This window comes from Nostoc sp. (genome assembly GCF_036917435.1).
Taxonomy (GTDB): Bacteria; Cyanobacteriota; Cyanobacteriia; order Cyanobacteriales; family Nostocaceae; genus Nostoc.
In genome coordinates this window covers 88789-114683 of record NZ_JBALDM010000033.1, presented here as the reverse complement: position 1 = coordinate 114683, position 25895 = coordinate 88789, and the positions used below count along the sequence as shown (strand labels likewise).

At 40.6% G+C, this 25895-nt stretch carries 27 protein-coding genes, 2 tRNA genes and 1 other annotated feature; of the genes, 11 read left to right on the top strand and 18 right to left on the bottom strand.

The features are described 5' to 3' along the window. Window positions 1-136: 136 nt before the first annotated feature. Complete coding sequence (locus tag V7K98_RS14920) at window positions 137-1036, top strand: class I SAM-dependent methyltransferase (protein ID WP_335023061.1); 900 nt, start codon at window positions 137-139, stop codon at window positions 1034-1036. A 162-nt stretch (window positions 1037-1198) separates the two neighbouring features. Next, window positions 1199-3001 carry a molybdate ABC transporter permease subunit gene (gene modB, locus V7K98_RS14915; protein WP_335023059.1) on the top strand — a complete coding sequence of 601 codons (1803 nt, stop codon included), beginning with the start codon at window positions 1199-1201 and terminating at the stop codon, window positions 2999-3001. A gap of 394 nt (window positions 3002-3395) precedes the next feature. On the opposite strand, the gene V7K98_RS14910 is transcribed toward modB, so the two are convergent. The 7 genes from V7K98_RS14910 to V7K98_RS14880 form a co-directional block, all read right to left on the bottom strand. After that, entirely contained in the window at window positions 3396-3767 is a 372-nt protein-coding gene (locus tag V7K98_RS14910) for a four-helix bundle copper-binding protein (protein ID WP_335023057.1), read from the bottom strand. Window positions 3768-4397: 630 nt separating this feature from the next. Further along, window positions 4398-4670: a cupin domain-containing protein gene (locus V7K98_RS14905; RefSeq protein ID WP_335023055.1), complete on the bottom strand. Its 273-nt coding sequence runs from the start codon at window positions 4668-4670 to the stop codon at window positions 4398-4400. 22 nt (window positions 4671-4692) lie between these two features. Next, entirely contained in the window at window positions 4693-5052 is a 360-nt protein-coding gene (locus V7K98_RS14900; RefSeq protein ID WP_335023053.1) for a Mo-dependent nitrogenase C-terminal domain-containing protein, read from the bottom strand. Window positions 5053-5421: 369 nt separating this feature from the next. Next, window positions 5422-6867 carry a protein kinase domain-containing protein gene (locus tag V7K98_RS14895; RefSeq protein ID WP_335023051.1) on the bottom strand — a complete coding sequence of 482 codons (1446 nt, stop codon included), beginning with the start codon at window positions 6865-6867 and terminating at the stop codon, window positions 5422-5424. Between the two features lie 48 nt (window positions 6868-6915). Next, window positions 6916-7464 (bottom strand): GIY-YIG nuclease family protein, encoded by a 549-nt coding sequence (locus tag V7K98_RS14890; RefSeq protein ID WP_335023049.1) that lies wholly within the window; start codon window positions 7462-7464, stop codon window positions 6916-6918. Window positions 7465-7517: 53 nt separating this feature from the next. Next, complete coding sequence (locus V7K98_RS14885; protein ID WP_335023047.1) at window positions 7518-7847, bottom strand: hypothetical protein; 330 nt, start codon at window positions 7845-7847, stop codon at window positions 7518-7520. Window positions 7848-8182: 335 nt separating this feature from the next. Next, the gene (locus V7K98_RS14880) at window positions 8183-8380 is read right to left on the bottom strand and encodes a hypothetical protein (protein ID WP_335023045.1); all 198 of its coding nucleotides are present in this window, start codon (window positions 8378-8380) and stop codon (window positions 8183-8185) included. A 738-nt stretch (window positions 8381-9118) separates the two neighbouring features. On the opposite strand from V7K98_RS14880, the gene V7K98_RS14875 reads away from it, so the two are divergent. Next, on the top strand, window positions 9119-10981 hold the full coding sequence (locus tag V7K98_RS14875; RefSeq protein ID WP_335023043.1) for a GAF domain-containing protein: 1863 nt from the start codon (window positions 9119-9121) through the stop codon (window positions 10979-10981). A gap of 7 nt (window positions 10982-10988) precedes the next feature. After that, window positions 10989-12488 carry a hybrid sensor histidine kinase/response regulator gene (locus V7K98_RS14870; protein ID WP_335023040.1) on the top strand — a complete coding sequence of 500 codons (1500 nt, stop codon included), beginning with the start codon at window positions 10989-10991 and terminating at the stop codon, window positions 12486-12488. A 97-nt stretch (window positions 12489-12585) separates the two neighbouring features. Here the strand turns inward: V7K98_RS14870 and trhO are convergent, their stop codons facing one another. Further along, entirely contained in the window at window positions 12586-13506 is a 921-nt protein-coding gene (gene trhO / locus V7K98_RS14865) for an oxygen-dependent tRNA uridine(34) hydroxylase TrhO (protein WP_335023038.1), read from the bottom strand. Window positions 13507-13577: 71 nt separating this feature from the next. Between trhO and V7K98_RS14860 the strand changes: the two genes are divergently transcribed. The 3 genes from V7K98_RS14860 to V7K98_RS14850 all read left to right on the top strand — a co-directional run bounded on the left by V7K98_RS14860 (window position 13578) and on the right by V7K98_RS14850 (window position 15886). Then, window positions 13578-13650: transfer RNA gene (locus V7K98_RS14860), tRNA-Ala, on the top strand. 264 nt (window positions 13651-13914) lie between these two features. Continuing rightward, on the top strand, window positions 13915-14361 hold the full coding sequence (locus V7K98_RS14855; protein WP_335023036.1) for a DUF2127 domain-containing protein: 447 nt from the start codon (window positions 13915-13917) through the stop codon (window positions 14359-14361). Window positions 14362-14479: 118 nt separating this feature from the next. Continuing rightward, a complete protein-coding gene (locus V7K98_RS14850; RefSeq protein ID WP_335023034.1) occupies window positions 14480-15886 on the top strand; it encodes a lysophospholipid acyltransferase family protein in 1407 nt (468 codons plus the stop codon). Between the two features lie 306 nt (window positions 15887-16192). Here the strand turns inward: V7K98_RS14850 and rplL are convergent, their stop codons facing one another. The 8 genes from rplL to rplS form a co-directional block, all read right to left on the bottom strand. Beyond that, window positions 16193-16585 (bottom strand): 50S ribosomal protein L7/L12, encoded by a 393-nt coding sequence (gene rplL / locus V7K98_RS14845; protein ID WP_335023032.1) that lies wholly within the window; start codon window positions 16583-16585, stop codon window positions 16193-16195. Between the two features lie 94 nt (window positions 16586-16679). Then, window positions 16680-17294 (bottom strand): 50S ribosomal protein L10, encoded by a 615-nt coding sequence (gene rplJ, locus V7K98_RS14840; RefSeq protein ID WP_335023030.1) that lies wholly within the window; start codon window positions 17292-17294, stop codon window positions 16680-16682. Between the two features lie 62 nt (window positions 17295-17356). Beyond that, window positions 17357-17525: a sequence feature (ribosomal protein L10 leader region), on the bottom strand. 64 nt (window positions 17526-17589) lie between these two features. After that, entirely contained in the window at window positions 17590-18303 is a 714-nt protein-coding gene (gene rplA / locus V7K98_RS14835) for a 50S ribosomal protein L1 (RefSeq protein ID WP_335023028.1), read from the bottom strand. Between the two features lie 113 nt (window positions 18304-18416). Next, complete coding sequence (gene rplK, locus V7K98_RS14830) at window positions 18417-18842, bottom strand: 50S ribosomal protein L11 (RefSeq protein ID WP_335018284.1); 426 nt, start codon at window positions 18840-18842, stop codon at window positions 18417-18419. A gap of 6 nt (window positions 18843-18848) precedes the next feature. Beyond that, window positions 18849-19490 carry a transcription termination/antitermination protein NusG gene (nusG, locus tag V7K98_RS14825; protein WP_335023026.1) on the bottom strand — a complete coding sequence of 214 codons (642 nt, stop codon included), beginning with the start codon at window positions 19488-19490 and terminating at the stop codon, window positions 18849-18851. Continuing rightward, window positions 19490-19711: a preprotein translocase subunit SecE gene (secE, locus tag V7K98_RS14820; RefSeq protein WP_094331819.1), complete on the bottom strand. Its 222-nt coding sequence runs from the start codon at window positions 19709-19711 to the stop codon at window positions 19490-19492. Before secE ends, nusG begins: the two co-directional genes overlap by 1 nt. Before the next feature lie 265 nt (window positions 19712-19976). Continuing rightward, a tRNA-Trp gene (locus tag V7K98_RS14815) sits at window positions 19977-20049 on the bottom strand. Window positions 20050-20195: 146 nt separating this feature from the next. Continuing rightward, complete coding sequence (gene rplS / locus V7K98_RS14810; protein WP_334861752.1) at window positions 20196-20558, bottom strand: 50S ribosomal protein L19; 363 nt, start codon at window positions 20556-20558, stop codon at window positions 20196-20198. Window positions 20559-20717: 159 nt separating this feature from the next. Between rplS and V7K98_RS14805 the strand changes: the two genes are divergently transcribed. After that, on the top strand, window positions 20718-21662 hold the full coding sequence (locus V7K98_RS14805) for a glycosyltransferase family 2 protein (RefSeq protein ID WP_335023024.1): 945 nt from the start codon (window positions 20718-20720) through the stop codon (window positions 21660-21662). Between the two features lie 457 nt (window positions 21663-22119). Here the strand turns inward: V7K98_RS14805 and V7K98_RS14800 are convergent, their stop codons facing one another. Next, entirely contained in the window at window positions 22120-22527 is a 408-nt protein-coding gene (locus V7K98_RS14800; protein ID WP_335023022.1) for a hypothetical protein, read from the bottom strand. After that, entirely contained in the window at window positions 22524-23225 is a 702-nt protein-coding gene (locus V7K98_RS14795; protein WP_335023020.1) for a DUF433 domain-containing protein, read from the bottom strand. Before V7K98_RS14795 ends, V7K98_RS14800 begins: the two co-directional genes overlap by 4 nt. Before the next feature lie 374 nt (window positions 23226-23599). On the opposite strand from V7K98_RS14795, the gene V7K98_RS14790 reads away from it, so the two are divergent. The 3 genes from V7K98_RS14790 to V7K98_RS14780 all read left to right on the top strand — a co-directional run bounded on the left by V7K98_RS14790 (window position 23600) and on the right by V7K98_RS14780 (window position 25829). Beyond that, window positions 23600-24085, top strand: coding sequence for a hypothetical protein (locus V7K98_RS14790; protein ID WP_335023018.1), 486 nt, complete (start codon window positions 23600-23602; stop codon window positions 24083-24085). Further along, window positions 24039-24461, top strand: a complete 423-nt coding sequence (locus V7K98_RS14785) for a hypothetical protein (protein WP_335023016.1) — start codon at window positions 24039-24041, stop codon at window positions 24459-24461. The genes V7K98_RS14790 and V7K98_RS14785 overlap by 47 nt, the downstream gene beginning before the upstream one ends. A gap of 321 nt (window positions 24462-24782) precedes the next feature. Next, window positions 24783-25829: a glycosyltransferase family 4 protein gene (locus tag V7K98_RS14780; RefSeq protein WP_335023014.1), complete on the top strand. Its 1047-nt coding sequence runs from the start codon at window positions 24783-24785 to the stop codon at window positions 25827-25829. Window positions 25830-25895 lie beyond the last annotated feature (66 nt).

Below are 25895 nucleotides of genomic sequence, written 5' to 3'. Positions count from 1 at the left end.
ATCAACTAATGTATACGAACTTGTGTTGCGATCGCGGTTTTCGTTGGGATACGGTTCAGTAAAAATCCCTTGCGGTTAATGCTGAGTTACGAGTATAACAGAAAACAGACTTAACTATTGATGAGGAATAATCATAATGACTCAATTAGCAAATACAAAATTCAGTCTAAATGACTTTGAATTACGAGATGGCATTTATTTTCCTAGTGACTATGAAGAATTGAATAATACTCAACATAAGAAAACATGGGACGCAATTGGTAAAACATATTATGGTTCCCAAAAAGTTGAAAAACTTGCAGATACATCACCTATAAAACAAGATTATACTCTACTAACTGGCACACCTGGAGGGACATGGAACAAATTTCCATTGAATAAATCTGTTGGCACTATTCTAGAGATTGGTTCTGGTTATGGACGCGCACCTTTGCATCTCTCGAAAGCGAAAAATCTCAAATGCGAAAAATATTACGGTATTGATATTTCTGAACCTTTATTACGGCGGTTAATCAAGGTAAAACAAGAATATAATTTTTTCCCAGAAGCTGAATTTAACTTGATTTGCACTTCTGCTGAAATTTTACCTTTAGAAGAGAATTCTATAGATTTGGTAATTTCCAATTGCGTCTTTATGCATATCCCAGATGCACAATTAAGGAATTTGTTAGCTGATATATCTCGCGTACTAAAACCTGGCGGAATTTTTGTTTTCAATCATTCCTTTCACAATAAATCTTGTCCTTCTCATATTATCCACAATTTTATCAGAAAGCTAAACCCATTTGTGAGAAATCCAGTTTATCTCAAGCAATATTCTGCTGTTGAAATAAATCAAATGTTAGCAACTGCTGGTCTACAAACTAAGTGTCCAGAATACATTGTGGAACCAACGCAAGAATATGCAATTTTGCCGGAAACTATTAAAGGAATTCCAATACCCTTTGCTAATGCTATTAACAGAAGTCTTAAACCATCAGATGCTTTAAAAGAAACTTTGGCTTATGGTTTTAGTGCCTACAGCAGTCAACTATAGCAATCTTAAATAATTCGCAAACAATCAGATCCCCGACTTCTTAGAGAAGTCGGGGATCTTGTTTTTTAGGAGTTGTTATGTAACTTACCAACTTTTCCCGACATATTTAAATTAAAGTTGGTAAATTAGTAATTACTTAAGCTAATTCTTCCCTACGCAACTATGCCATCGGATTTATCGCCCCTTTGGATATCACTCAAAACTTCATTACTTGCCACATTTATCACTTTCTTTTTGGGTATCGCTGCTGCCTACTGGATGTTGGGATATCGTGGGAAAGGTAAATCGTTAATTGAGGGTATCTTTATTGCACCCTTAATTTTACCGCCTACAGTTGTCGGTTTCTTGTTGCTGCTATTTTTTGGCAAAAATGGCCCTGTAGGGAAACTCATGGAGACTTTTGACTTCACCATTGTCTTTACTTGGTATGGTGCTGCGATCGCAGCTACAGTAGTTTCTTTCCCATTAATGTATAAAACTGCATTGGGAGCCTTTGAACAAATAGATGGCAACTTACTACGAGTAGCTAGAACCCTTGGTGCAACCGAAGCTACAATCTTTTGGCGCATCAGTTTACCCTTAGCACTACCTGGGATTGTAGCGGCTACAATGCTCGCTTTTGCCCGTGCTTTGGGAGAATTCGGCGCGACATTAATGCTAGCTGGTAACATTCCTGGACAAACGCAGACAATTCCAATGGCGATTTATTTTGCTGTGGAAGCGGGAGCAATGAATGAAGCGTGGTTTTGGGCGATCGCAATTATGGCGATTTCTCTATCTGGAATAATTGGGGTTAACTTCTGGCAAGAATTGCGGGAAAAGAAGGGGGGAGTAGGGAGTGGGGAGTGGGGAGTGGGGGGAGAAAATCTTTATACTCCGCAATCTAGCTTTGAATCAGGGAGATTGTTAGTCAATATTGAAAAAATCCTTCCTAGCTTTGATTTAAAAGTTGCTTTCACTACTGATGAGCAACCTTTGGGATTGTTGGGGGGTTCTGGAGCAGGTAAGAGCATGATTTTACGCTGCCTTGCGGGAATAGAAACGCCAACAAGAGGGCGCATAGTTTTAAATGGCAGAGTCCTGTTTGACTCAGAACAAGGAATTAATTTACCCAGCCGCGATCGCCGCATTGGTTTTTTGGTGCAGAATTACGCCCTGTTTCCGAACATGAGTGTGGCGCAAAATATTGCTTTTGGCTTACCCAAAAAACTATCTGCCGGAAGCATTAGAGTGCAAGTAGAGGAGCAACTTATAGCCATGCAGTTGCAGGGATTAGGCGATCGCTATCCACACCAACTTTCTGGGGGACAACAACAACGGGTAGCCTTAGCAAGAGCATTAGCCAGTCAACCGGAAGCATTACTTTTAGATGAGCCGTTTTCGGCACTTGACACCCATTTGCGTAGTCAATTAGAGCAGCAAATGACAGAAACTCTGGCTGATTACCAAGGTGTGACTCTATTTGTCACTCATAATATGGAAGAAGCTTATCGGATTTGCCCGAATCTTTTGGTATTGGAGCATGGTAAAGCCGTTCATTATGGTAGCAAATACGATATTTTCCAGCATCCTGCTACCGTTGGTGTAGCTCAACTCACTGGATGCAAAAACTTTTCCCGTGCTGTTCTCCAGTCATCACAACAGGTAGAAGCGATTGATTGGGGTTGTAGTCTCCAAGTAATTGAACCAGTCACGAGCGAATTATCCCACATCGGCATTCGTGCCCATCAGTTCATTTTTACCAACGACTCATCACAAGAAAATACTTTTCCCTGCTGGGTAGTACGAATCAGTGAAACGCCCCATCGAATGACATTGTTTCTCAAACTACATTCTGCTGGTAAGAATTCTCAAGATTACCATCTGCAAGCAGAAGTCTTCAAAGAAAAATGGGCAACTATCAAAGATCAGCCTTTTCCTTGGTATGTGCGTTTAGATCCTCTGCGGTTAATATTGATGGAATGAACGCAGATATCTACGTCACAGGGGGTATTGCATATTTGGGCGTTGCATAAAATGCTTGTGGAGCGTGGGGTTAGAGTACAACCTGGAAGTTGTCAAACTCCAGTTCTCTGTGAAGTAAAAATCCCATCGGCTAAGGAACGTCGATTAAATAAAATGCAAAACTTCATCCTATCTCTAGCTTCCCTCTCCTTTATAAGAAGGAGAGGGATTGAGGGTGAGGTAAGCGAGGGACATAAAATTCCGACTCAGATTTTGTGGTGTAAACGTAGTTCCACAAAAGTGTGGGTAATACTAATTCTTTTTTTCGTTAAATCTTTACTTCAAGCGCCCAGACTCCAAAGAGTCTGAGCGCTTGAATATTAGGTTGCAGAGAAACTTCTGCTAGTTACGAGAATTAAACAGGCATCATTTGCATACTTCTGCAAGACTCTGCACACTTACGGCAAGCAGCAGCACATTCCATCATTTTCATGTCATCGCTCATCATCTCACAGGCCATTGCAGTGCGATCGCACATTTCAGCGCAAAGCATACAAGTGCGTCCCATAAACTCAGAACCGCTCATCATCATATTCATGCACATCATGCACATTTCAGCGCAATCACGCATCATGCTCATCATGCTCATCATATTCTTGTCCATCTGCATACCACCTTTGGCCATGCAGTAAGTCATGGTTTCCATGCACATTTTATGACAGTCCATACAAACTTCCATGCAGGCTTGCATTTCGGCAGTCATAGTTTCAGCCATCATCATCATCATAGGAAATACCTCTTGATTTGTTGATGCATAAATAGTGTCCTTAAAAGGACTGCTACTAACATTAATACTATCATTTTAAAGAGTCAATGGTAGTTTTTAATCCATAATTCATAAGACTACTATCCCGATATAATTACCGGGAATTGGGAGAAATTCTACAAAAGTTTAGTGTTGTTTTATTAGTTGTTCTTACAGATTAAGGCTTAGATACTCCCTCTCAGAAGTGGGGTTTGTTGAGCAAGCCAACTTTTACATCGGGGATCGCAAATTACAGTCAAGTAAACCGATGATAATTAATATTTTAAGCTATGTTAAGAAATCTAAATATAGGTAAGTTGCCACACATCATCAACAATTCCAGGTGCTTTATGCGATATGTTAAAGCACCATACCAGGACTTACGCAAAAAATAGCCCAAACCTTGAGTTTTCGGTAGGGGCAATTCATGAATTGCTCCTACGACGGATCTGGTTTTTTAAATCATCTATACTTGGTCTTTCCTATCAATGCGTAAGTCCTATATTTTTAATCAAATGCGTCAAAAAATTGAGCGCTATTTTGGTAGTTATCTTAACCAAACAAACCAATATAAAAGTTGTCAAATCGACGAGAATCGCTTTTGTCTATTGGTTAATCAAAGTAATAATGTTTTTTCACATCACTTGTAACTTCCCAGATACAGGACATGCCAGCAGGAAAAATCACCAAATCATCTTTACCCATTTGCACTGGCTGTCCACCATCAGGAGTAACAATTACATTTCCTTCCAAAAAGTAGCAAGTTTCTTGAGAATCATAAGTCCAAGGGAATTTTGAGACTTCCTTTCTCCAAATTTCCCATTTAGACACACCCAATTCATTGAGGCGTTCTTGTCTGGGCTGATGCTCAATTTGAATTTCCATATTGTGCTTTTTCTAGTTATGTTTAGCAGTAGGATTGAATATCCTCTCCACACTGATCTACTAGATAACACAAAGCGCGAAAACGCAAGTATACAAGTTCGTCATAAAGTGGATTTAGCTTGCACATTGGCGGAATATGGGCTATTTTGCGACCAAAAAGCATGATATCGCGCTCGAATGGACACTGGGCTGGAATTAGTTTAGCAATAAATTTGGCTAATTTCCGATTCTGAATCTCAATTGTGTCTAGCCATTGGCGTAATGGTTGCAGCAAATCTAATTTAGATTTAGCTAATTGGTTTTTACTATCTGCTTGATTATTTTGTCCTAAAGGCTGAATAAAAGCAGATAGAAAAATACGCCGATTGTTTGTTTTAAGCATAGTTTTAGGCAAGGTTTTCCTTGTGTAGACGAACTATTTGCCGATTGGGAATATTACCATCTCATTTCTCTAGTCAGTTTGTACTTTGCTTGTTTGTAAAGAAAGAAGCAAAATAAGTACAACCGAAAGAATTTACATGCATCTTTGGAGGTAAATGGTTCAACTAATTGTTATTTAAACCCACCAAATCAAGAAGAACTGTCCCGTTAAATACAAAATAACAAAGAAAATATAAAAATGGCATTTCTTTAACTTAGAGATTTCTAATCTTGTAGATAGTAATTTTATATATTAAATATAAATACCTGGTTCGTAAACGGTCTAGTATCTAGATTAGGTATATTTTTAAATGGTATAATGATAAAAATTTTATTTTTTAAAATATCTTAAGCCGTTACGATCTTGATATGTGTTGATATAGTCTACATTCTGTTGCTCGACTTTTGATAGCAATTTAGGTGGAAATTCTTGCGATGGATATATAGAACGATACCAAGGTTGGTTATTAAAGTAATATTGTAATTCAAGAGTATCAAAACGGCGGCCATGACTGGCAAAAATTGAATTTCGCATAATATCTAGCTCAAAACCATCTTTCCCATCCAAATCTGCATCAGTTACAAGTCTTTGGGAAAGCCAGAAATAAGTGTTGACAGCTGTAGTGGTAAGTGGTGCTATTGATTTAGCTGGGGAAGGTGTGGATTGAGCAGGAAGAAATGGGGTAGCTGGTATAACTTTGGGAGTTTCTACTACGGGGCTTGTGATAGTTGATGGTGTTTCTGAAGATGTAGATTGAGTAGATTTTGGTAACACTTGACTAATAATCACAGATGCACCAACTAACCCACCTGCGATTAAAGTGCCGATAAGAATATTATTCTGACTCTTACCTTGAGGAGTCGGCTGTGGTTTGACAGGCATTGCCTGATTTGCCGGTGCAGAGACTACAGTTAGTTGAGTCAAGAGGGGTTGTGTCGGTGGAATTGGATTTGCTATGCTCTGCAAAGCATCTAGCATTGCTCTGGCTGTGGGGTAGCGATCGCGCGGATGATAAGCGATCGCTTTATCCATAACTTCTGCCATAATTGGGCTAACATGACCAGCATACTGTCGCCAGACAATCTCACCAGTCTGGGAATCGGTTTCTAGTTGTTGCGCCTGTTTACCAGTCAGCAAATAAATTACCGTCATTCCTAAACTATATAAATCACTAGAAAAAACTGGTCTACCTGCGGCCTGTTCACTCGGCATATAACCAGGTGTACCAATCACAATCGAACTCGTAGGATTGCCTTGAGAGTTCACCACCGTTCCCATTGATTCCCGGACAGCACCAAAATCAATTAGCACTGGTTTACCATCTTGTTCACGGACAATGATGTTATCCGGCTTAATATCGCGGTGAATGATATGCTTAGAATGAACGTAATCCAGGACGGGTAATAAATTCAGAAATAATTCTTGGACAGCGCTTTCACTAAATAGCCCCTGCTTTTGAACTTTTCCAGTTAGGGTATCGCCTTCAATCCACTCCTGAACTAAGTAAAATTGTCCCTCAGAAGAAAAATAGGCATATAACGCCGGAATTTGGGCATTTGCGCCACCGAGTTCTTCTAAAATTGCTGCTTCGCGTTGAAACCTCTCTTGCACTAACTGGTAAATTTGAGGATTGTTGTGAATTGCTCTTAGCTGTTTAACGACACAACAGCGCTTTGAGGGCATATAGGTATCTTCAGCTAGATAGGTTTCACCAAACCCACCAGCCCCTAGTGTGCGGATAACTTGATAGCGATCGTTCAGCAGATGTATTGTCATGGAAGATTATAAGCGATATTCATGTCTATAGTTTTCCCAAAACAACCTTCATTTCAAATCTAGTAAACCTTCTTCTTTCAATTTAGGATTGAAACGAATTTGCATTTGCAAACCCCGCACTTCTAGCAATTGTGTTGAAATTTCTGCTTCTACTCTCCGCGCTACATTTTTAATAATTTTTATTTGTGCTAATTCATCATTAGCTGGGTTTTGATATTTTGCCTGTTCTTCAGGTGTCATGATTGCTTTGACATCAATGGGATGCGTCCATTTTTCCTTTTGCTCCCCATTTCCCCAAGGCACACTACCATTTTCACTAATCCAAGCATTTTCAGTATTTTCTAAAATTGCGCGACTAGGGCGTTCAATAGTTTGAATTTTCACCCAGTAGCAATGCTGTGGCTGGCGGACTAAATGCTGTTTTAGGCTGAGATAAACATCACGAGAATATCCTACAAATTGCAGATTTTTTTCTTGGTTAAAGATAGCATATACCCCGATTTTACCCTGAAATTCTTCGGGTAATTGACCAGAATTATCAATGTAAGGAATATATTCTAGGGCTGCTAAAGAAGAAAGATTAGTTTCAAGAGTCATACATTAAATATCAAGTTTAGTATTTGCCTATTAGGGAAAAATGAGCTTAAAAATTAACCATTGCCAAATTTTTGATAAATTGCACAAAGGCGACTGGGTTTGAAAATTTTAGAACTAAACATAAAATTTGGTGGTACATTAATGATGGCATATTCATCAGATTCATGATATTTTTCAAATTCTGCTGGCATTCCTTTAGTAGTAGTTAAGCTGTAAGGAACTGGTTGAAAAAGTAATTCTGTAAATTTAACTTGCTCACACTGCAACTGTTGACCAATTTGATTTAAGAAAGCAACGCTTGTCAATAAATTAAATAGAGTTTCTTGAGCTTGTGTTTCAAGTGTGAAACTGCCATCAAAGTCTTGAACGATTTTCAGGGGCATTTTCTGTATGGATAGTTATTAACGGCAAGTGAAAAATTACCACTTTAAGATCAGCCTATTAGATTGTGTGACTTCTGTCAGCCACAAGAGAAAGCTAACAGGATTAAGAATCATGAAGTTTAGCATATTTCAGCGATATAGCGGTTCTCGGTTGAGTGAGATACACCCGTAGGGGCACGGCAGTGCCGTTCCCTCACACCTTGCGATATGATGTTGTACTGCCCTCTCTAGAAATGATTCTTACACAAAAAAATGAGTAGATAATCGTGATTTAAACCACAAATATCCACTCAAAGTTTACTAAATGCGCGTTACTTGGGAAAAGTTCAAACCAATTAGCGTGACTCTGTTCCCTGATTGGGGCTACCTGCTACAGAATCCTCTCCTGGTGCTTCTGGTGTAGCACTGGGTTTAGCATCACTCTTTTCGGCATCGCCAGTTTTGCGGCTTTTTTCGTCGATGGGGGTTTGGTAGCCACCAGAAGCAGTAGGTGTGCTTTCTTGGTTAGATTTTTGTTTTTGTTCTTCAGCCATGACTACATTCCTAATCTTTTATTGTTGGAATTATCTTAGAAAAATCAGGAGTATGAGTGTATCTATCTAGAATATAGTTATCACTGATTTGCCCCTCTATCAAAAGTATTGTTTGGTAAGCCAAACAATATCTAATTTACATAATCGAATTAAACATAAGTCTTGTGGGGTGGGCAATATGAGCGCCCAGCTTATGCAATTTCAATGTGGAATAGCTTATGACTCATACATACTGACAAAAATCCAGAGTCAGTGAACTTCCTCACTCGACTGATATATCGATTATGTTGCAAAAACTGCCCATAGTTTGATAAAAATACTGATAGGGAATATTAGTTTTTTAAACCTACCCTTAAGCAACCTCAAGTACCTATTGACATAGAGTAAATTATTTTGAGAAAAAATAAACATCTTAACAATGTCTCTGAGTAACAACTTTAATTAAGGCATTTCCCAGAAAGAAATTATCCTATTTTATAGCGCTTCTCGAATAGAAGCAATACACTTTGACCTCTCTCCAGACCTCTCCCCTTGTATGGGAGAGGCTTTGAATCTTACTCCCCTTCCCTAGTAGGGAAGGCTGGGCTGGGGGTTAAGTCTGTATTTCGTGCAATTTAGAACCGCTATATTAGGAAAGATTATGATTTTAATTTCGCAAACTTTATCAAGTTTTAATCATATTTGGAGATTGAAACAAATTAAATATGGCACTTTTAAAAAAAATTAAAACAACCAATAATGCTACTTCCTGAAAATGAAAACCAACGGCTAGAAGTACTTAATCAGTATCAAATTTTAGATACGCTACCAGAAGAATTGTTTGATGAGCTAGCTCAACTAGCTGCTAACCTTTGTGAAACACCAATCGCTCTGATTAGCCTAGTTGATGCAGAACGGGAATGGTTTAAGTCCAAAATTGGGCTAACTACACCAGAAATTTCTCGAAGCATTTCTTTCGGTAGTTATACTATTTTGCAAAGTCAAATATTAATTATCCCTGACACTTTACAAGATGAAAGGTTTGCTAAAAGTCCTCTTGTAATATCAAATCATTATTTCCGCTTTTATGGAGGAGTTCCCTTAATTAACTCAAGCGGTTTTGCATTAGGTAGTCTTTGTGTGATTGATTTGATACCACGGAGCTTGACTATTAAAGAACAAGTAGCTTTACAACAGTTGGGTAGACAAGTCATGAGGTATTTAGAATTACATCGTCAGAATGTGATTAATTATATGCAGAATGCACAACGCAATTGGGGTGACTTTAGAACTCAGGTTCGGGATGCTGATTTCATCGATACGTCTTGGACTAGTGTTAAACTTTTAAATGGTCAAATTATTGGTATTGGACAAGATATCACAGAACGTAAGCGAACGGAACTAGCTCTAAAAGCTCAAGCCGAACGTGAGCAATTGATGCGAACTGTTGCTCAACGGATTCGTCAATCTCTAAATCTCCAAGATATTTTGAATGCAACAGTTCAAGAAGTGCGAGATTTACTTGGGGTTGATCGAGTAGTAGTTTATCAGTTTGACTCAGAGATGATCGGCACAATTGTGGCAGAGTCGGTAGAATCTGGATGGACAGTCTCTTTAGGTGTAGAGATTCATGATACATGTTTCCAAGCAGGCGAAGGAGCAGAGTATTATCAGAGACAGAAACGAGCGATCGCAAATATTTATAAAGCTGGGCTAACTGATTGTCATATTCGCTTGTTAGAACAGTTTGAAGTTAAAGCGAATTTAGTCGTGCCCATTTTACTAGAAGTCAGTTCTCAAAACCCTGGCTCTCGCCTTTGGGGTTTACTCGTTGCTCACCAATGCTCTAGTTTTCGAGAGTGGGAAGAAAATCAATTAGATTTGCTCGATGAACTTACAGTCCAATTAGCGATCGCAATTCAACAATCCAGCATCTTTGAGCAAGCTCAAACTGAACTAGTTCAAAGACAAAAAGCTGAAGTAAAGTTAAGACATGCCTTAGCTGAAAAAGAAGTCCTGTTAAAAGAAGTTCATCATCGAGTTAAAAATAATTTACAAATAGTCTCCAGTCTATTGCAACTCCAGTCTCAAACCCTCAAAGATCCAGAAGCGATCAAAGTTCTTCGAGAAAGTCAAAACCGAATTGAGTCAATATCTCTAATTCATAAAAATTTGTATACTTCCGCCAATATTGGACAAATTGATGTTGGTGATTATATCCAGAATTTAGCAGCAAGCTTACTGATTTCCTATCAAATATGGCCTGAAAAAATTGCTTTAGAAACTGATATAGATTCAGTCAGTTTGAATGTTGATCAAGCAATTGCCTGTGGACTGGTTATCAACGAATTAATCTCCAATGCTCTCAAACACGCTTTTCCCAACCAACAAGCAGGGAAAATAAGTATTAGTTTACGTAATATTAGCAAAAATATCGAGATGACAGTTCGAGACAATGGCATTGGTTTACCAGATAATTTAGATTGGACAAATACTGATTCTTTGGGTCTGTCGTTAGTATATGACTTAGTTACAGAACAATTAGAAGGCAATATTACTCTAGAACGCAATCATGGAACAGTATTTAAAATCCAATTTACGCAGTTAACTTTGCATCAGTAAATATCAAATGGGTCAAGCTAGGATTTTAGTTGTTGAAGATGAAGTGATTGTGGCTAGAAGTATTGCTAGCCAACTCAGTCAACTAGGTTATATTGTTACGGGAACAGCCTCATCTGGAAAAGTTGCCATTGCCAAGGCATTGGAAACTCACCCAGAATTAGTATTAATGGATATTATTCTTAAAGGTGAGATGGATGGTATTGCTACCGCTAGTAAGATTCGTGAACAGTTAGACGTACCTATAATATTTTTAACTGCTTATGGTGACGATCATACTTTAGAAAGAGCAAAAATTACCCAACCTTTTGGATACATAGTTAAACCATTTACGACAAAAGATTTAAAAATAGCGATCGAGATCGGTCTTTTAAAACATCAGTTAGAGCGTGAACTGCGGGAGAGTCGAGATCAGTTAGCAACCCTTTTAAACTCAATGAGTGATGCTGTCATCGCTACAAATGAGCAGGGAAAAGTAACATTTATAAATCCCGCAGCTGAGGCGCTAACCGGCTGGCAGCAAAAAGATGCTTTAGGAAATGAGGCGGCAAAGATTTTTCATCTTGTTAATGAAGTTACAGAAACTATATTAGAAAACCCAGTCACAAAAGTGCTACGGGAACAACAGGTTGTTTATTTAGAAGAATTCACATCCCTAATTAGAAGAGACGGAAAAAGAGTTCCAATTGGCGATAGTGCTTCACCATTAAAAGGACGATCTGACCAGATCAATGGTGTAGTAGTTGTTTTCTGGGATCTTAGCGAACGGCACCAAACAAAATTGCTAGAACAAGCATTAGAAAAAGAGCAAGAGCTTAACCGTCTCAAGTCTTTATTTATCTCCACCGTATCTCATGAGTTCCGTAATCCCTTAACTGTTATTCAAACAGCAGTAGAACTTATAGAAATGCAGGGAGCAAATTTGACAGATGCAAAAAGAGGCATTTATTTAAAGCGGATTCAAGCTGCTGTGCAATCTTTAGAAAAACTTATGGAAGAGGTTCTATTTATGGGTCGAGCGGAGGCAGAAAAACTCGTATATAATCCTGCGCCCCTTAACTTAGAGCATTTTTGTCGGGAGTTAATCAAAGAGTTTTCTATTGTTGAAAATAGCGGATGTGAAATTGTTTTTACCTGTAGTAGCATTTGTAACGACGCTGTAATGGATGAAGGACTGTTACATTATATGTTTGGAAATCTCCTCTCAAACGCGGTTAAATATTCTCCCAAAGGTGGTAAGATTCAGCTTGAATTAATATGCGATTCCATTGAGAAAGTAGCAATATTTTGTGTTCAAGATCAAGGTCTTGGCATTCCTGAAACAGACCAAGCCCGACTTTTTGAGTCATTCTATCGAGCCTCAAATGTCCAATCAATTCAGGGTACTGGATTGGGGTTAGTAATTGTTAAAAGGTGCGTTGATGCCCACAATGGTCAAATCAATGTTACAAGTGAAGTTGGAGTCGGTACTAAATTTACAGTAATTTTGCCTTTAAATTCCCAATTATAAGAATCTCGCCTGCAAAGCAAAAATTTTACTCCTCAAAATCCAAAAATACTTGAGGAGTAAATGTCTTTTCTGGTGCAGATTAAAATGATATTACAAGTTAGCTCAAATCCTGATTTTTGGAATTAGCAACTTGGCTTTGATAGTGCCGCCATTTTTTCTGTTGACGCGATCTTCTCTCCTCTGTGAGGCTATCAAAGCAATAGGCACAAGAGATACCTTCCTCATACTTTGAAGATGCCTTATCTTCCTCAGAAATCGGATACCCACAATTGAAGCACCGCTCATAATTCCCTTTCTCTAGTAGCCCATGACTAACAGCTACCCGCTCGTCAAAGACAAAACATTCTCCTTCCCATAAACTTTTCTCTGCTGAAACTTCTTCCAAGTATTTAAGAATTCCGCCCTTGAGATGATACACCTCTGCAAAGCCTTGGGCAAGCATGAAGGATGAAGCTTTTTCACAACGAATGCCACCTGTGCAAAACAGAGCAACCTTTTTGTGTTTAGTTGGATCTAAATGGTGGCGTACATAATCGGGAAATTCTCGGAATGAGCCGGTTTGAGGATTTTCTGCCCCTTGAAAAGTACCGACATTCACTTCATAATCATTGCGGGTGTCAATCACAGTTACTTCAGGATCGCAAATCAAATCATTCCATTCTTGGGGATTGACATAAGTACCCACTTGCTCATTTGGATCGATTTCAGGCAATCCCAAAGTGACAATTTCTTGCTTCAACCGTACCTTCATCCGCTCAAAGGGAGGGTTTTCGGTATGGGACTCTTTGTATTCTAGGTCTGCTAAACGGGGGTCAGTACGCAGAAACCAGAGAACAGAATCAATCGCCTGACGCGAACCCGCAATTGTACCGTTAATGCCTTCTTGTGCCAGCAAAATTGTCCCCTTGACACCTTGCTCTTGGCAGTAAGACAGTAGAGGATCTCGTTTCTCGGCAAAATCTGGCAGCTTGACGAATTTATACAGTGCTGCAACAACTTGGATATTTTCTGGCTTCATCCCTTTAGTAATGGAACAATATAAGTTACAATAACAACGGCAACCAAAGTTACCGACTATTTTAATTTTATGGGGGTTTGGCTCAGTTGGTAGAGCGCCTGCTTTGCAAGCAGGATGTCAGCGGTTCGAGTCCGCTAACCTCCATTACATGTGATTTGTGGCAATTTGCGATCTGCTTAGACTCTCCCAAGGAAACAGTCCTTACTAGGCAAATAGTAAAAGGTGAGATGCCCCTAATGAGAGGTCAATTGGTATTTCATCCAATTGCCTCAATCTTCAAAGCCCTACTTAATTAAAAAAATATCTAGGAAAGATAGTCCGAGAAAGTACTGCTACAATAAGCATCTTAGTTGGCATCATTAAGAGCCAGTTAATCAAAATTTGACTTATATATATTTAGGGGGTTATTTGAAAAAGCGTCCATTGGGGTTAGTGGCAATTGTTCTGTACAAATCATTTACCGCCTTGCTGCTTATGGTTACTTCAATCGCTTTATTATTGACGTTGAAAAATTATCAAAATTTAGAGGCTTTTTCAGACGATTATGTTTTAGAAGGTAAATCGATAATCATTGATTGGGTTTTACAAAAAGTTATCAACTTAAATCCCAGAACTCTGGCATTTAGCGGCATTGGCGCAGGAATATATGCTATTGTTACTAGTATTGAAGCTGTTGGGTTGTGGTACGAAAAACGTTGGGCACATATCTTAGTATTGGTGCTTGTGGGTATCAGTATCCCACCAGAAATTTATGAATTAATTCGGGGAATATCTCCTATAAAAGTATTAGTGTTTTTGCTGAATGTAGCAGTGTTTAGTTATTTATTACGAAATTTTCCTAAACATTCCACTTAATTTTTTATTCGGTTATGTAGTGCTGAGTTCTGAGTAAGAAGTAGTACTTATCAATCTTTTCACCCAGCACATTCCCAGCACATTTTACAATCGCTAGAAATACAATCTGGAGAGCGACTTGCCTAAAACGATTCACTCTACTCAACCACCACTAAAATTTATTCCCCAACGGCTTAATCTGCCAATACTCCAGATTGTTCGGTGGTTATTGCCGATCGCACTACGATTTCGTACTCGCCCTTGGCTACCGGCTGGTATTGTCAGCGTTGAAGCCCAGAATGTTGAGGTATTAGCTGAACTTTATCAACAATTCCAGGCTGGAAAAATTCGCCTTTTGTTGGCATTTCGTCACCCAGAGGTGGAAGATCCCCTCTGTATGTTGTATTTGCTTTCTCGCATTGTACCACGGGTGGCTCGTCAGAAAGGTATTACACTGCGATCGCTAGTTCATAGCTATTTTCTCTACGATCGCGGGATGACAGTTTGGGCTGGAGATTGGCTAGGTTGGTTGTTTTCACGACTCGGAGGTGTGCCGGTTCATCGCGGTAGGCGACTAGATCGACAAGCAATCCAAACAGCACGAGAGTTATTTGCTAATGGAAAAGTACCGATCGCAGTTGCACCCGAAGGAGGTACTAATGGTCATAGTGGCATTGTTAGCCCACTGGAACCTGGTGTTGCTCAAATGGGATTCTGGTGTGCAGAAGACTTACATAAAGCCAACCGGACTGAAACTGTAATCATTGTACCGATTGCCATCCAGTATCGTTACGTTAAGCCACCTTGGTCTAAACTGGATTGGCTGCTGAGTAAGTTGGAAACTGATAGCGGCTTGGGAGTAGGAAGAATTGATTCGGGCGATCAAGAAAAGATTTACTATCAACGCCTCTGTAGATTAGCAGAATATCTCATTACCGAGATGGAAGAATTTTATCGTCGCTTCTATCATCAAGACATTCCAAAAACCATTTCCACTGAAGAATCTACTAATCCTAATCAGGTGTTGATTGACCGACTACATCACTTGTTGGATAAGGCTTTACAAGTTACCGAGCAGTATTTTGGAGTTCAGGCGCAGGGTAATTTTATTGACCGATGTCGCCGCTTAGAAGAGGCTGGCTGGAATTACATTTATCGGGAAGATTTGCCAGATATCAATGCTTTACCACCATTTAAACGTGGTTTGGCAGACTGGATTGCAGAGGAAGCAGACTTACGAATGCGGCACATGCGGATGGTGGAAAGTTTTGTTGCAGTCACAGCGACTTATATTCAAGAACAACCAACGCCGGAACGCTTTGCAGAAACAGCTTTACTTTTATTCGATATGCTTTCTAGAATTCAGGATACAACACTTCCAGGACGACCGCGCTTAGGTTTGCGACAAGCACAAATTACAGTGGGAGAGCCAATTTCAGTTACAGAACGTTGGTCAAATTCTCATGGCGATCGCCAGGCATCTAAACAAGCTGTGAGTGATTTAACAAAAGATTTGCAAATCGCTTTAGAGAAAATGATTAGCTAAAGATTAAGCATTTCTTTTTATTGTGGGGTGGGCATCTTGCCTGCCCTATTAAACTGGGCAGGCAAGATGCCCACCCCACAAGATTGGATAATTTATTTGTTGGAAGTCCCTTAATTAAACCATATTACCTAATATCAAACTTTACATAGCGGTTCTCGGTTCAGTGAGATACAACCGTAGGGGCACAGCACTGCTGTGCCCTTACACTTTGCGATTAATGTTGTACTGCATCTGAATGGGAACCGCTATATAAAAAAAAGGAGCCTGAATCAGACTCCTTAATAAAAACTAGTAATCAAATTCTGATTACTTGATACTCACCTTACCGCCAGCTTCCTCGATGCGCTTCTTAGCATCTTCAGCAGCATCCTTAGTAATACCTTCTTTAACTGCCTTGGGCGCAGCTTCTACCATGTCTTTCGCTTCTTTCAGACCTAAACCGGTCAATTCCCGAACAATCTTCAGTACGGCAATCTTCTTATCAGCTGGGACTGATTCGAGAATCACTTCAAACTCGGTTTGCTCAACAACTTCCTCAGCAGCAGCAGCGCCACCAGGGCCAGCCATCATCATCATGCCGCCAACAGGTGCAGCAGCACTCACACCAAAAGCTTCTTCAATTTGCTTGACTAGCTCAGAAGCTTCCAGCAAAGAAAGGGTTTTTAGTTGTTCTAAAATGTTATCGGTTGCAGCAGACATGGATATAACTCCTGTAATTTTGATTATTTATTTGTCATGGGCCATTGGTCTGTAACTATAGACTTTTTGACTCTTGACTGATGAACCACGAAGTCTATTCAGCAGCAGGTTCAGTACTGCTATCAGCTTCAGTTGCGGTTTCGGTGCTGCTATCTTGGACAGCAGCAGTTTCGGTGCTACCACCACTTTGCTCTTGGTCAGCCACAGCCTGCAAAGCACGAGCTAGTGAACCAGGAACTTCGTTGATACCCACAGCAATCTTGGTAGCCAAAGCGTTGATAGCCCCAGCAATTTGTGCAATGAGTTGTTCCTTAGATGGCAAGTCTCCCAGTACCTTGACATCAGGTTCTTTGAGTAGGCGACCTTCCAATACACCACCGCGAAGTTCTGTCTTCTTGGTGACTTTTTGGAATTCTTGGTATGCCTTAATTGCCGATGAAAAATCTTCTTTTACCAGCAAAAAGGCGGAAGAGCCATTGAGCAATTCCGACAAAGGCTGCCATTTTTCATCATCTTTAATAGCAATGCCCATCAGGGTGTTCTTCGTCACCTTACAAACAGTGCCACTAGGACGCAGCCGCCGCCGTAAGTCTGTGATTTCGGAAACTGTTAGCCCCTGATAGTCAATTACCAGTGCCAGAGTTGACTTACTCAAAGTTTCTTTGAGGTCAGCTACTATTTCTTTTTTATTTTCTAGTGTTCTACCCATTCCAATCTCACCTCCTTAAAACAATCGGTGATTGCCCTACTTGTAAATTTCTTCTAAACCTGAACCCAAACAACAAACCCCAGCTAACTTAGCCGGGGTTGAGTATTAAGACTCGTGATGCCATAGTTATCACGCCTTTCGGGGTGGTAATTTTGACAATTAGAGTTTTAACCTCGGCAGGATATTTAAGCTATTAGCACCTGCTGTCTCCGGCTTTGCCTATTTAATTTTGTCATTAGTCATTTGTCCCTTGTCCTTTGTCTTTACAAATGACTAATAACTAATGACTAAAAAATTAACCAGCTTCGCTCAGTTTTAAATCTCGTAGGGCGGTGACATCAATTTTAATTGATGGCCCCATTGTGGCTGACACATAAAATGTGCGCCAATAACGACCTTTAGCTCCTGAAGGACGGTTACGGTCAATCGTCTCCTGCAATGCCTTCAGGTTGACTAACAAATCTTCAGGCGAGAAGCTTGTCTTACCAAACATAACATGGACAATACCAGTTCGGTCGGCTCGGAATTCTAGTTTACCAGCTTTGAATTCTGCGATCGCACCTGCTAAATCAAATGTTACGGTTCCACCCTTGGGCGATGGCATCAAACCACGTGGCCCAAGCAACTTACCCAGCTTTGCCACCTGTGGCATCACATCGGGCGTGGCAATCAGTTTGTCAAAATCCATTCTACCTTTTTGGATTTCGTCAATCAATTCTTCCGATCCGACTATATCAGCCCCAGCGTTGCTGGCTTCGTTTACCTTTTCGCCTCTGGCTATCACCGCCACCCGGACGATTTGTCCTGTGCCTTTGGGCAATGCTACAGTTGTCCGCAACTGTTGGTCTGTATATTTGGGGTCAATTCCCAACCGGATATGCGCTTCGGCAGCTTCAATAAATTTAGCTGTTGCTGTGTCTTTGAGAAGGGCTAAAGCCTCTAAAGGATGATAATCCTTATCTTCTACTTTTGCTTGCAGCGTCTTCAAACGACGCGATATTTTTACCATTTTTTTCTCCTGGGGTAATTCCGAAGCTTCGCCTCTCCCCCGATAATTTTTAGTTATTTGTCCTTTGTCATTTGTCCTTTGTCATTTGTTAATTTTTTACTAATGACCAATGACTAATCCGTGACTGTTATACCCATATTCTTAGCCGTTCCTGCCACAATCTTCATTGCCGCGTCGATGTCGTTGGCATTGAGGTCAGGAAGTTTGGTTTGGGCTATTTCTTGCAATTGTGCTTTGCTGATTGACCCAACCTTCTTTTTGTTGGGTTCATTGGAGCCTTTTTCAACCTTCGCCGCCTTCCGAATCAGAACTGATGCTGGTGGCGTTTTGAGTATAAATGTAAAACTCCGGTCTTCAAAAACCGAAATTTCTACAGGTATTACCATTCCAGCTTGGTCTGCTGTTTTGGCGTTGTACTCTTTGCAGAACATCATGATGTTAACACCATGTTGACCCAAGGCGGGCCCGACTGGTGGTGCTGGGTTGGCTTTGCCAGCATTCAGGGCCAGTTTAATGACCGCCACTACTTTCTTCGCCATTTGTATTTAACTCTGTTTCTCTACCTGATTAAATTCCAGTTCTACTGGTGTATCCCTGCCGAAAATTGAGAGCAAGGCTTTAAGTTTACTCCGTTCTGGAGACACTTCAATTACCTCGCCTTCAAAGTCTTTAAATGGCCCAGAAAGCACCAATATCTTATCACCAGTAGCCATGTCAATTTTGACAACAGCTTCTTGTTCGCTGGTTTGTTTGAATATACGTTCAACTTCTGAACCACTCAGTGGTATGGGGTGGACATGACCGCGACCCTTGCTGCTACCACGTTTTTGTTCTGAACCGACAAAGTTAATTACATGAGAGGTGTTTCGTACCACCTGCCAGGTATCATCATCCATCATCATCCGCACCAGCACATAGCCAGGAAAAACTTTTTCTTCTGTATGCTGGCGACTGCCATCTTTGCGGATTTTCACCGCCGGCGTTTGCGGAATTTCTACCTGGATAATTTTGTCGGCTACATCAAAAGTTTGAATGCGTTGCTCCAAGTTAGTCTTTACACGCTTTTCACAGCCTGAAGCTACTTGCACAGCATACCAGCGTGCTTCTTTTGACACTCCTTCTGCTGTTTCTCCTGTTTCGTCCGACTGCAACGTGGAGTTGCGAGGTTCATCTGTTGCAAAAGTCATCAGAACACCTGTTTTGCTGCCCAACCAAACAATCCATCGACCAAGTATATCAAAGATGCGGAGAGTGCCACCATTAACAATACAGCAGCAGATTCGCTCACTATCTGTTTCCGACTAGGCCAAACTACTTTGTCAAGTTCTTCTTTGGTTCCCTGTATGAAGTTGCCTAAGCTAAACCCGTTTGTAGTTTCTGGCAATTCTGCTTCACTTTTTTTAGCCACGACGGTTTATCCCCCGGTTTCTTAGTCAATTTTGGATTTTAGATTTTAGATTTATCCCATTTCAATCCAAAGTACTCGATTTAAGATTTTGGATTGAGAAGAAATCTAAAATTCGGTTATCCAGTTTTGCAGTTTCGACTCTATTTTACTTAGTTAACTGAAAGCAAAACAACTGCAAATACAATAAATTTACCCGAAATTATTATCGCTGGCTGCTAAATTAGCAACTGCGTAATTATTTCGGGCTTTGTTTTTTGCTCTTGAGCGCGCCCTGGAGGACTTGAACCCCCGACATCAGGTTTTGGAGACCTGCGTTCTACCAACTGAACTAAGAGCGCACAAGCTGTTTTTTACTCAGTTATTGCGCTGAACTAAATTTTAGTTTAACGCAACACGCGATTTCTATCATACTTCAATTTCGTTGAGAAAACAAGTTAGCGGCAGATGCCGCTTGAGATTTCTGCCACGATCAAAGAAGTTTGAATCACAAAGGGCGGTCAAACCGTTGCTTAATCCGGGTTGCCTTACCTACGCGATCGCGGAGATAATAAAGTTTAGCACGGCGGACTTTACCGCGACGTAATACTTTGATGCTGTCAATGCGGGGAGAATGCAACAAAAATACGCGCTCAACGCCTACACCTTGAAAAACCTTACGGACTGTAATAGTTTCGTTAATGCCACCGTTGCGCTTGGCAATGACTACTCCTTCGTAGGGTTGTACCCGGAATTTTTCGCCTTCTTTAATTTTCACTCCTACTTTTACTGTATCGCCCACATAAATGTCGGGCAGATTAGATTTTATGTGTTCCGCTTCAATGGAGCGGATAATCTCTTGAGCGTTCATAGTCTTTCTGTCTGCTTAAAAAAAACCCACGATCATCAATCATAAATCGATAATCCTATTTCAGTCTACTTCTACTTATTAGAGATTGAGAATTTTACTGAGACAAGACCCGATAAATCGAAGCTATATTGCAAAATGCTGTATCAGAAGTGGAAATCTATGAAATTTAGCGTCGTCATCAGTACTTATAATCGCTTGAACTTGCTGAAAAGAGCAATCGAGTCGGCTTGGAACCAAACCATTGAGTGTGAGGTGGTTGTTGCCGATGATTGTTCTTCTGATGATACCCAAACCTATCTCAAAAGCTTAGGGGATAAGGTTGTTTACCATCGGAACGAAGTGAACCTTGGCCATGCAGCAACGGTAAATGCTGGAGTTGCCAAAGCTAGCGGCGACTGGATTAAGTTTTTGGATGATGACGACTATTTAGCGCCTAACTGCATAGAAGAGATGGCTAAAGCGATCGCACTTCGTCCTGATGCTGTAATCTGCTCTTGTGTGGCGGCTCAGGTGGATGGTAATGAAGTTGAACTCAGTCGCACCCCACAAGTAGGCCCCGGTTTAGCTTTTTATATCCCCCAAGCCGATATTCACTACGGTATGCTATTGGAGCTTGTACCCTTTGGCACACCTGTACAAGTAGCTTGCCGTCGTGATGCTTTTCTGCAAACTGGTGGTTGGGATTCCACACTCGATGCTAACTGTGATGACATCGATTCGTGGATTCGCATTGCCCAGTTTGGCGATGCCATTTTCTTCAACCAGTGTCTTGCTTACCGCACTATTTGGCCCGGTGCGTATAATCAAAAGTTTTCTTTACCTCGGCGGTTGGCGACAAATATTTTGATGAAAGAAAAAATTTACGCCTTGGTAAATGAGCAACATCGCTCAAAGATTCCCAGATTTCAAGATATAAAAAATTACCTGAAGCTCCATTGGATTTTAGTCGCACTGAAGCAAAAAAATCTCAAGAGTCTTTTATCAATGATAGATTCTTCTATACTTTCTCCTAATTCTTGGAAGTTTTTGCTAACTGCTGCCTCATCACGCCGTTCTCAGGGACAAAATTCTGAGGTTCGTAAACTTGTGTTGATTGAGTCCTAATTTTTTAAGCGTTGGCGATGGTTTTTGCTGTCAAAACTTAGCATTTACAAAAGTGAATCAATAGACATCTCCAGAAATTAAAGATGCGTAACCTGAAACCCTTGTAGAGATGCGAAATTTCGCGTCTCTACATTCATTGTCGGAGATGTCTAATAGATGATTTTGTAAAGATTTTCAGCCTGTTATCTCAAAAGCAAATCTGAATTAACTGCGATAGACGCTTTTAGGAAAAATGATCACTCTTAGCTCTGCCTAGTAAGAGTGGATACTTGTGTGTCCAAGCTAAAAGGGATGCTTTTGGTGAGATGTAACAAGGCGCAGTGGTTGAAAAATTCTTTAGGTAGTGGAGCGATGGCGTAACCGCCCATCGCAGGGATCGCTATTCACCGAAGCAAAGCTGATTGCTCTTGACACCTATCGCAACGATGGTTTTATAAAAACCGCTTCAATTCTTCTGTTAGCGTTTGGTCATCTTTCCACATAGAAACCTTCCGTCCCCATAGATTTTAGCGATGAAGGGGGCGGGATGCTTGTGAACAAATCTTTGCATCGGTCCGATCGCTTTTAAAAAAATTTCTACCATGTCTTCCCCTGTGATATTTTGGGAAGCAAACACAAGCAACTTGACTTGAGCGCTTGCAACAGCAATTCTTTCTAAACAGTTATTAATAATTCTGCTATCTTTGGTCAGAACAACCCAGTCTCTTTTGCCAACTTCTGGCAACCAAGCTACATCTTGAGCATTATGGTCAAAGTGGTCATGATGAACTTCAATAGTAAGTCCTGCACCCTTAAGTGCCGATATAATGACTTTGGAACATAAGCATCGATCTATAAAAAAAGTGATGGACTGGGATTGTTTCATGCAGCAACGAACTTCTCGCAACGAATAGCTTCTTCAATTGCGAGGCGATCGCAGTCGTAATCATCGGCAAGATAGTCAATTGAGTCACCTGCTTGATAGCGTTCTGCTAACACGCGGGTAGCAATCCCTGTCCCAGCAATAACAAGGCGACCGAAAGCGATTCGGGAGTCCATGACAACGAATCGAGGATTGTCTTCCTCGTGAGAGCGAGTAAAGGGATAAAGTTTAATTGCAAGCCCAGTGTCATCGGGTTCAATCCGTTCGAGATGGGCATTCAAAGCGTCTTTCATTTCCGTTTGCCCGCGTTTAGAGGCATTAACGAGAGAGCCATATCGCTCAATGAAGAGGTCAACGCCATCAGTACGAAAGCGCTCACCTGCTAAGGGGCGGGATACTTGAAACTCCTCCTCGATGAAATCAAGGGCGTATCGCACCTTGTCCAAGTCAATTTCGTGGTGTTTACGAATCGCTCTTAGAACATGAACTTCAATTAGGTTAGTAAATGAGAGAAGTTTTGGCTTGAGATCGCGAATTGGAATCAGGGGTTTGAAGAAGTTGGAACCCTTTGTGATTTTATAGTGCCGCCCAACTGTCCAAGAGCGAATTGTGCCTGCTGGAATGTGTAAGTAACGAGCGGCATCACTAATGGAGTAGGTCGGAATGTCTCTAGGGTCAATTCCTCCGTAAAGCTCGGTCATAAGCGTGCCTGCCAGAGATGTGTATTTTTATTATCTCAAATACTAATATATATTGAACCAGGTAAAGCTTTAGCTTTGTGAAAAATTCTTCAATAAGTGGAGCGATCGCTTTGCTTGGAAGGCTCGACTTGATTGGATAGCTAGCTATCCAATTGTAAAACAAGCCGATCGCGCTTCGATTGCTTCTGTAACAGAAATAATCAAACATCCGCTTTTGTCTAATTGCGGAAGACAGCGAGTATCTATTGTCATAGAATAAAAATGTAGGGTGGCAACACCCGATAAGTAAAATTCTAAATACAGTTTGTAAAAGTCAAAAAGTTATTTAACTCTGTTGTTGTCCAGGAATAGCAGTAAATTGGGAGAGTGTAGCGGTGTCCACTGCGATCGTGATTTTTACTCATGAGTTTGAGCAGATTCGCCAAAGAAAAATCAGCCCATCATCGAATTTTGAGCAATTAACAGCCAAAATTCGTAAGTTAACCCGTAGAGTTAAGCAGGAGTGGAGCAATATTTCTGTTGAAGACCGCGAAGGGCTAAAAGAGTTTGCGTATGATTGGCTCGAACCATCTGCAAAAGGTGTGTTTGGCTTAAAAAGCAAAATTTGGTCAAAAATTTATCTATTGTTTTTAGTCGTAACCAATCAGACAGAAGCTTTTATGTCTTGCATTAAAGCTTTAGATACACTGGTTGACACTATTTTGGATGCTGTTGAGCGTCAAGATCCCAGTTATCAAGCGGTTTTATCTGATACTCTAGAACAATTGTACTCAGGTACAATCCAGGGGAAAGAGTTAAAGACAGAGGAAACCCGTGACTGGTTGCGAAGCATATCGGATAGAGCCATTAGAGAGGTTTGAGATTAGCCTCGAAAAGTTAATTAAAAGTCACTACCGTAAAAATGAAAGAGCTAGGAATTCTTTTTTGGAGTTAGTTAATGACTATATTGGTCAACTCCGCGAGAATCCTAGCTCTAATTCATTTTCAGACGACGAAGGTTTTCCCAAAGGAACGTATAAATCAGATTTTAAATTTAGAAAAATTCGATTTAGAGCGCCTGAGTTAGATGGAGCGGCAAAGAAATGTCGCTTCATGTATGTGGTTAACGAGGCAAAGCGCGTTGTTTATCTGTTGTGGATATACACCCACGAAGAATTTCGCACAAGACCGTCTGACGACGATTTAAGAAGAGAATTTGTAGGCATTCAACAAGAGCCAGAGCAGGAACAAGTCTAACCCCCTGAAAATTATTCATAACCCCACCCCCGAACCTGACAATCATTACATTAATTTCGCCGCATCATCTTGGCAGGACTAGCCCTTTCAAGGTGGGATGCTCCCATTGCTGCTTTTGGTAAGACATTAGAATTTTGGAGTTTTTCCCCGATTTCTTGAGCCGTTATTGAATAAATCTTTAAAGCTAAGTAAGTAGTTAGAAGCGCTATTGGTCAATTTTTTGCGCTGCTGACTAATCTTGAGTTGTTGCTAAATACCTCAAGAATTATGTTGGTTTACACTTATTACTTATCTTTATTTTTTATACATATCTCAAAGATTATGCGAATCATACATATTTTGAACCACGTTCAAGAAATAGGTAACGGTATTGTAAATGTGGCTGTGGATCTGGCTTGTTTACAGGCAAAATCTGGCTGTGAGGTAGCGGTTATTTCTGCTGGTGGTGAATACGAGAAATTATTAAATATATGTGGTGTCAAACACTACCAACTAGACCAAACGAGAAAACCGATAAGTATTATCAAAGCGGCTGTGCGCTATAGAGCGATCGCAGCAGAATTTCAGCCGGATATCGTTCATGCTCACATGATGACGGGGGTAATTTTAGCACGAATTTTTAAAGGCAATAAATATACTTTAGTTTCCACAGTTCACAACGAATTTCAGCGTTCTAGTTTGCTGATGGGTTTAGCTGATAAGGTTATTGCCGTTAGCAAGGCGGTGCGAGATTCTATGGCAAAGCGGGGTATCCCAGAAAATAAGTTGCGGGTAGTATGCAATGGAACTTTGGGCAGTCCCCGTACCCGGCAAATACAAGATTATCAGCCTTTAGGGTTACAACGTCCAGCGATCGCTACTGTAGCCGGTATGTATCAACGCAAAGGTATTGCTGAGTTAATCGCTGCCTTTGAACAAATTGCCCCAGATTTTCCCCAAGCACACCTTTATTTGGTAGGAAATGGCCCGGATAAACAGCTATTTGAGGCACAAGCACAAGCAACTTCTGTAAAAGAACGGATTCATTTTGAAGGCTTCCAGCCACAACCTCAACGCTATCTGATATCTTGTGACATATTTGTGCTAGCTTCTCATCGCGATCCTTGCCCTCTGGTACTTTCAGAAGCTAGGGAAGCTGGAATTGCGATCGTTGGTACTGAAGTAGATGGGATTCCTGAAGCTTTGGACAATGGGCAAGCAGGTCTTTTAGTGCCAGCAAAAGATAGTAAGGCTTTGGCTGGGGTTTTAGTCCAATTACTCAGTAATGCCGATATGCTGCATGAGTGGAAAAATCGGGCAAATCAAAACCTCGAATGGTTGAGTGTTGCCCGCGTTCATCAGGAAACATTGGCAGTCTATCGTAATTAAAGGGAATTGGGAATTGGGAATTGGGAATTGCTACTGTCCCCAGTCCCTAGTCCCTAGTCCCCAGTC

Excerpts from the sequence above, each read along its gene's own strand:
- V7K98_RS14780 (WP_335023014.1), top strand. The coding sequence starts at position 24,783 with ATGCGAATCATACATATTTTGAACCACGTTCAAGAAATAGGTAACGGT.
- V7K98_RS14900 (WP_335023053.1), bottom strand. The coding sequence starts at position 5,052 with ATGCTTAAAACAAACAATCGGCGTATTTTTCTATCTGCTTTTATTCAG.
- V7K98_RS14800 (WP_335023022.1), bottom strand. The coding sequence starts at position 22,527 with ATGAAACAATCCCAGTCCATCACTTTTTTTATAGATCGATGCTTATGT.
- rplS (WP_334861752.1), bottom strand. The coding sequence starts at position 20,558 with ATGAACGCTCAAGAGATTATCCGCTCCATTGAAGCGGAACACATAAAA.
- trhO (WP_335023038.1), bottom strand. The coding sequence starts at position 13,506 with ATGAAGCCAGAAAATATCCAAGTTGTTGCAGCACTGTATAAATTCGTC.
- V7K98_RS14875 (WP_335023043.1), top strand. The coding sequence starts at position 9,119 with ATGCTACTTCCTGAAAATGAAAACCAACGGCTAGAAGTACTTAATCAG.
- V7K98_RS14890 (WP_335023049.1), bottom strand. The coding sequence starts at position 7,464 with ATGACTCTTGAAACTAATCTTTCTTCTTTAGCAGCCCTAGAATATATT.
- V7K98_RS14870 (WP_335023040.1), top strand. The coding sequence starts at position 10,989 with ATGGGTCAAGCTAGGATTTTAGTTGTTGAAGATGAAGTGATTGTGGCT.
- V7K98_RS14920 (WP_335023061.1), top strand. The coding sequence starts at position 137 with ATGACTCAATTAGCAAATACAAAATTCAGTCTAAATGACTTTGAATTA.
- modB (WP_335023059.1), top strand. The coding sequence starts at position 1,199 with ATGCCATCGGATTTATCGCCCCTTTGGATATCACTCAAAACTTCATTA.
- rplA (WP_335023028.1), bottom strand. The coding sequence starts at position 18,303 with ATGGTAAAAATATCGCGTCGTTTGAAGACGCTGCAAGCAAAAGTAGAA.
- V7K98_RS14910 (WP_335023057.1), bottom strand. The coding sequence starts at position 3,767 with ATGATGATGATGATGGCTGAAACTATGACTGCCGAAATGCAAGCCTGC.
- V7K98_RS14905 (WP_335023055.1), bottom strand. The coding sequence starts at position 4,670 with ATGGAAATTCAAATTGAGCATCAGCCCAGACAAGAACGCCTCAATGAA.
- V7K98_RS14880 (WP_335023045.1), bottom strand. The coding sequence starts at position 8,380 with ATGGCTGAAGAACAAAAACAAAAATCTAACCAAGAAAGCACACCTACT.
- rplL (WP_335023032.1), bottom strand. The coding sequence starts at position 16,585 with ATGTCTGCTGCAACCGATAACATTTTAGAACAACTAAAAACCCTTTCT.
- V7K98_RS14795 (WP_335023020.1), bottom strand. The coding sequence starts at position 23,225 with ATGACCGAGCTTTACGGAGGAATTGACCCTAGAGACATTCCGACCTAC.
- nusG (WP_335023026.1), bottom strand. The coding sequence starts at position 19,490 with ATGACTTTTGCAACAGATGAACCTCGCAACTCCACGTTGCAGTCGGAC.
- V7K98_RS14885 (WP_335023047.1), bottom strand. The coding sequence starts at position 7,847 with ATGCCCCTGAAAATCGTTCAAGACTTTGATGGCAGTTTCACACTTGAA.
- V7K98_RS14895 (WP_335023051.1), bottom strand. The coding sequence starts at position 6,867 with ATGACAATACATCTGCTGAACGATCGCTATCAAGTTATCCGCACACTA.
- rplJ (WP_335023030.1), bottom strand. The coding sequence starts at position 17,294 with ATGGGTAGAACACTAGAAAATAAAAAAGAAATAGTAGCTGACCTCAAA.
- rplK (WP_335018284.1), bottom strand. The coding sequence starts at position 18,842 with ATGGCGAAGAAAGTAGTGGCGGTCATTAAACTGGCCCTGAATGCTGGC.
- V7K98_RS14805 (WP_335023024.1), top strand. The coding sequence starts at position 20,718 with ATGAAATTTAGCGTCGTCATCAGTACTTATAATCGCTTGAACTTGCTG.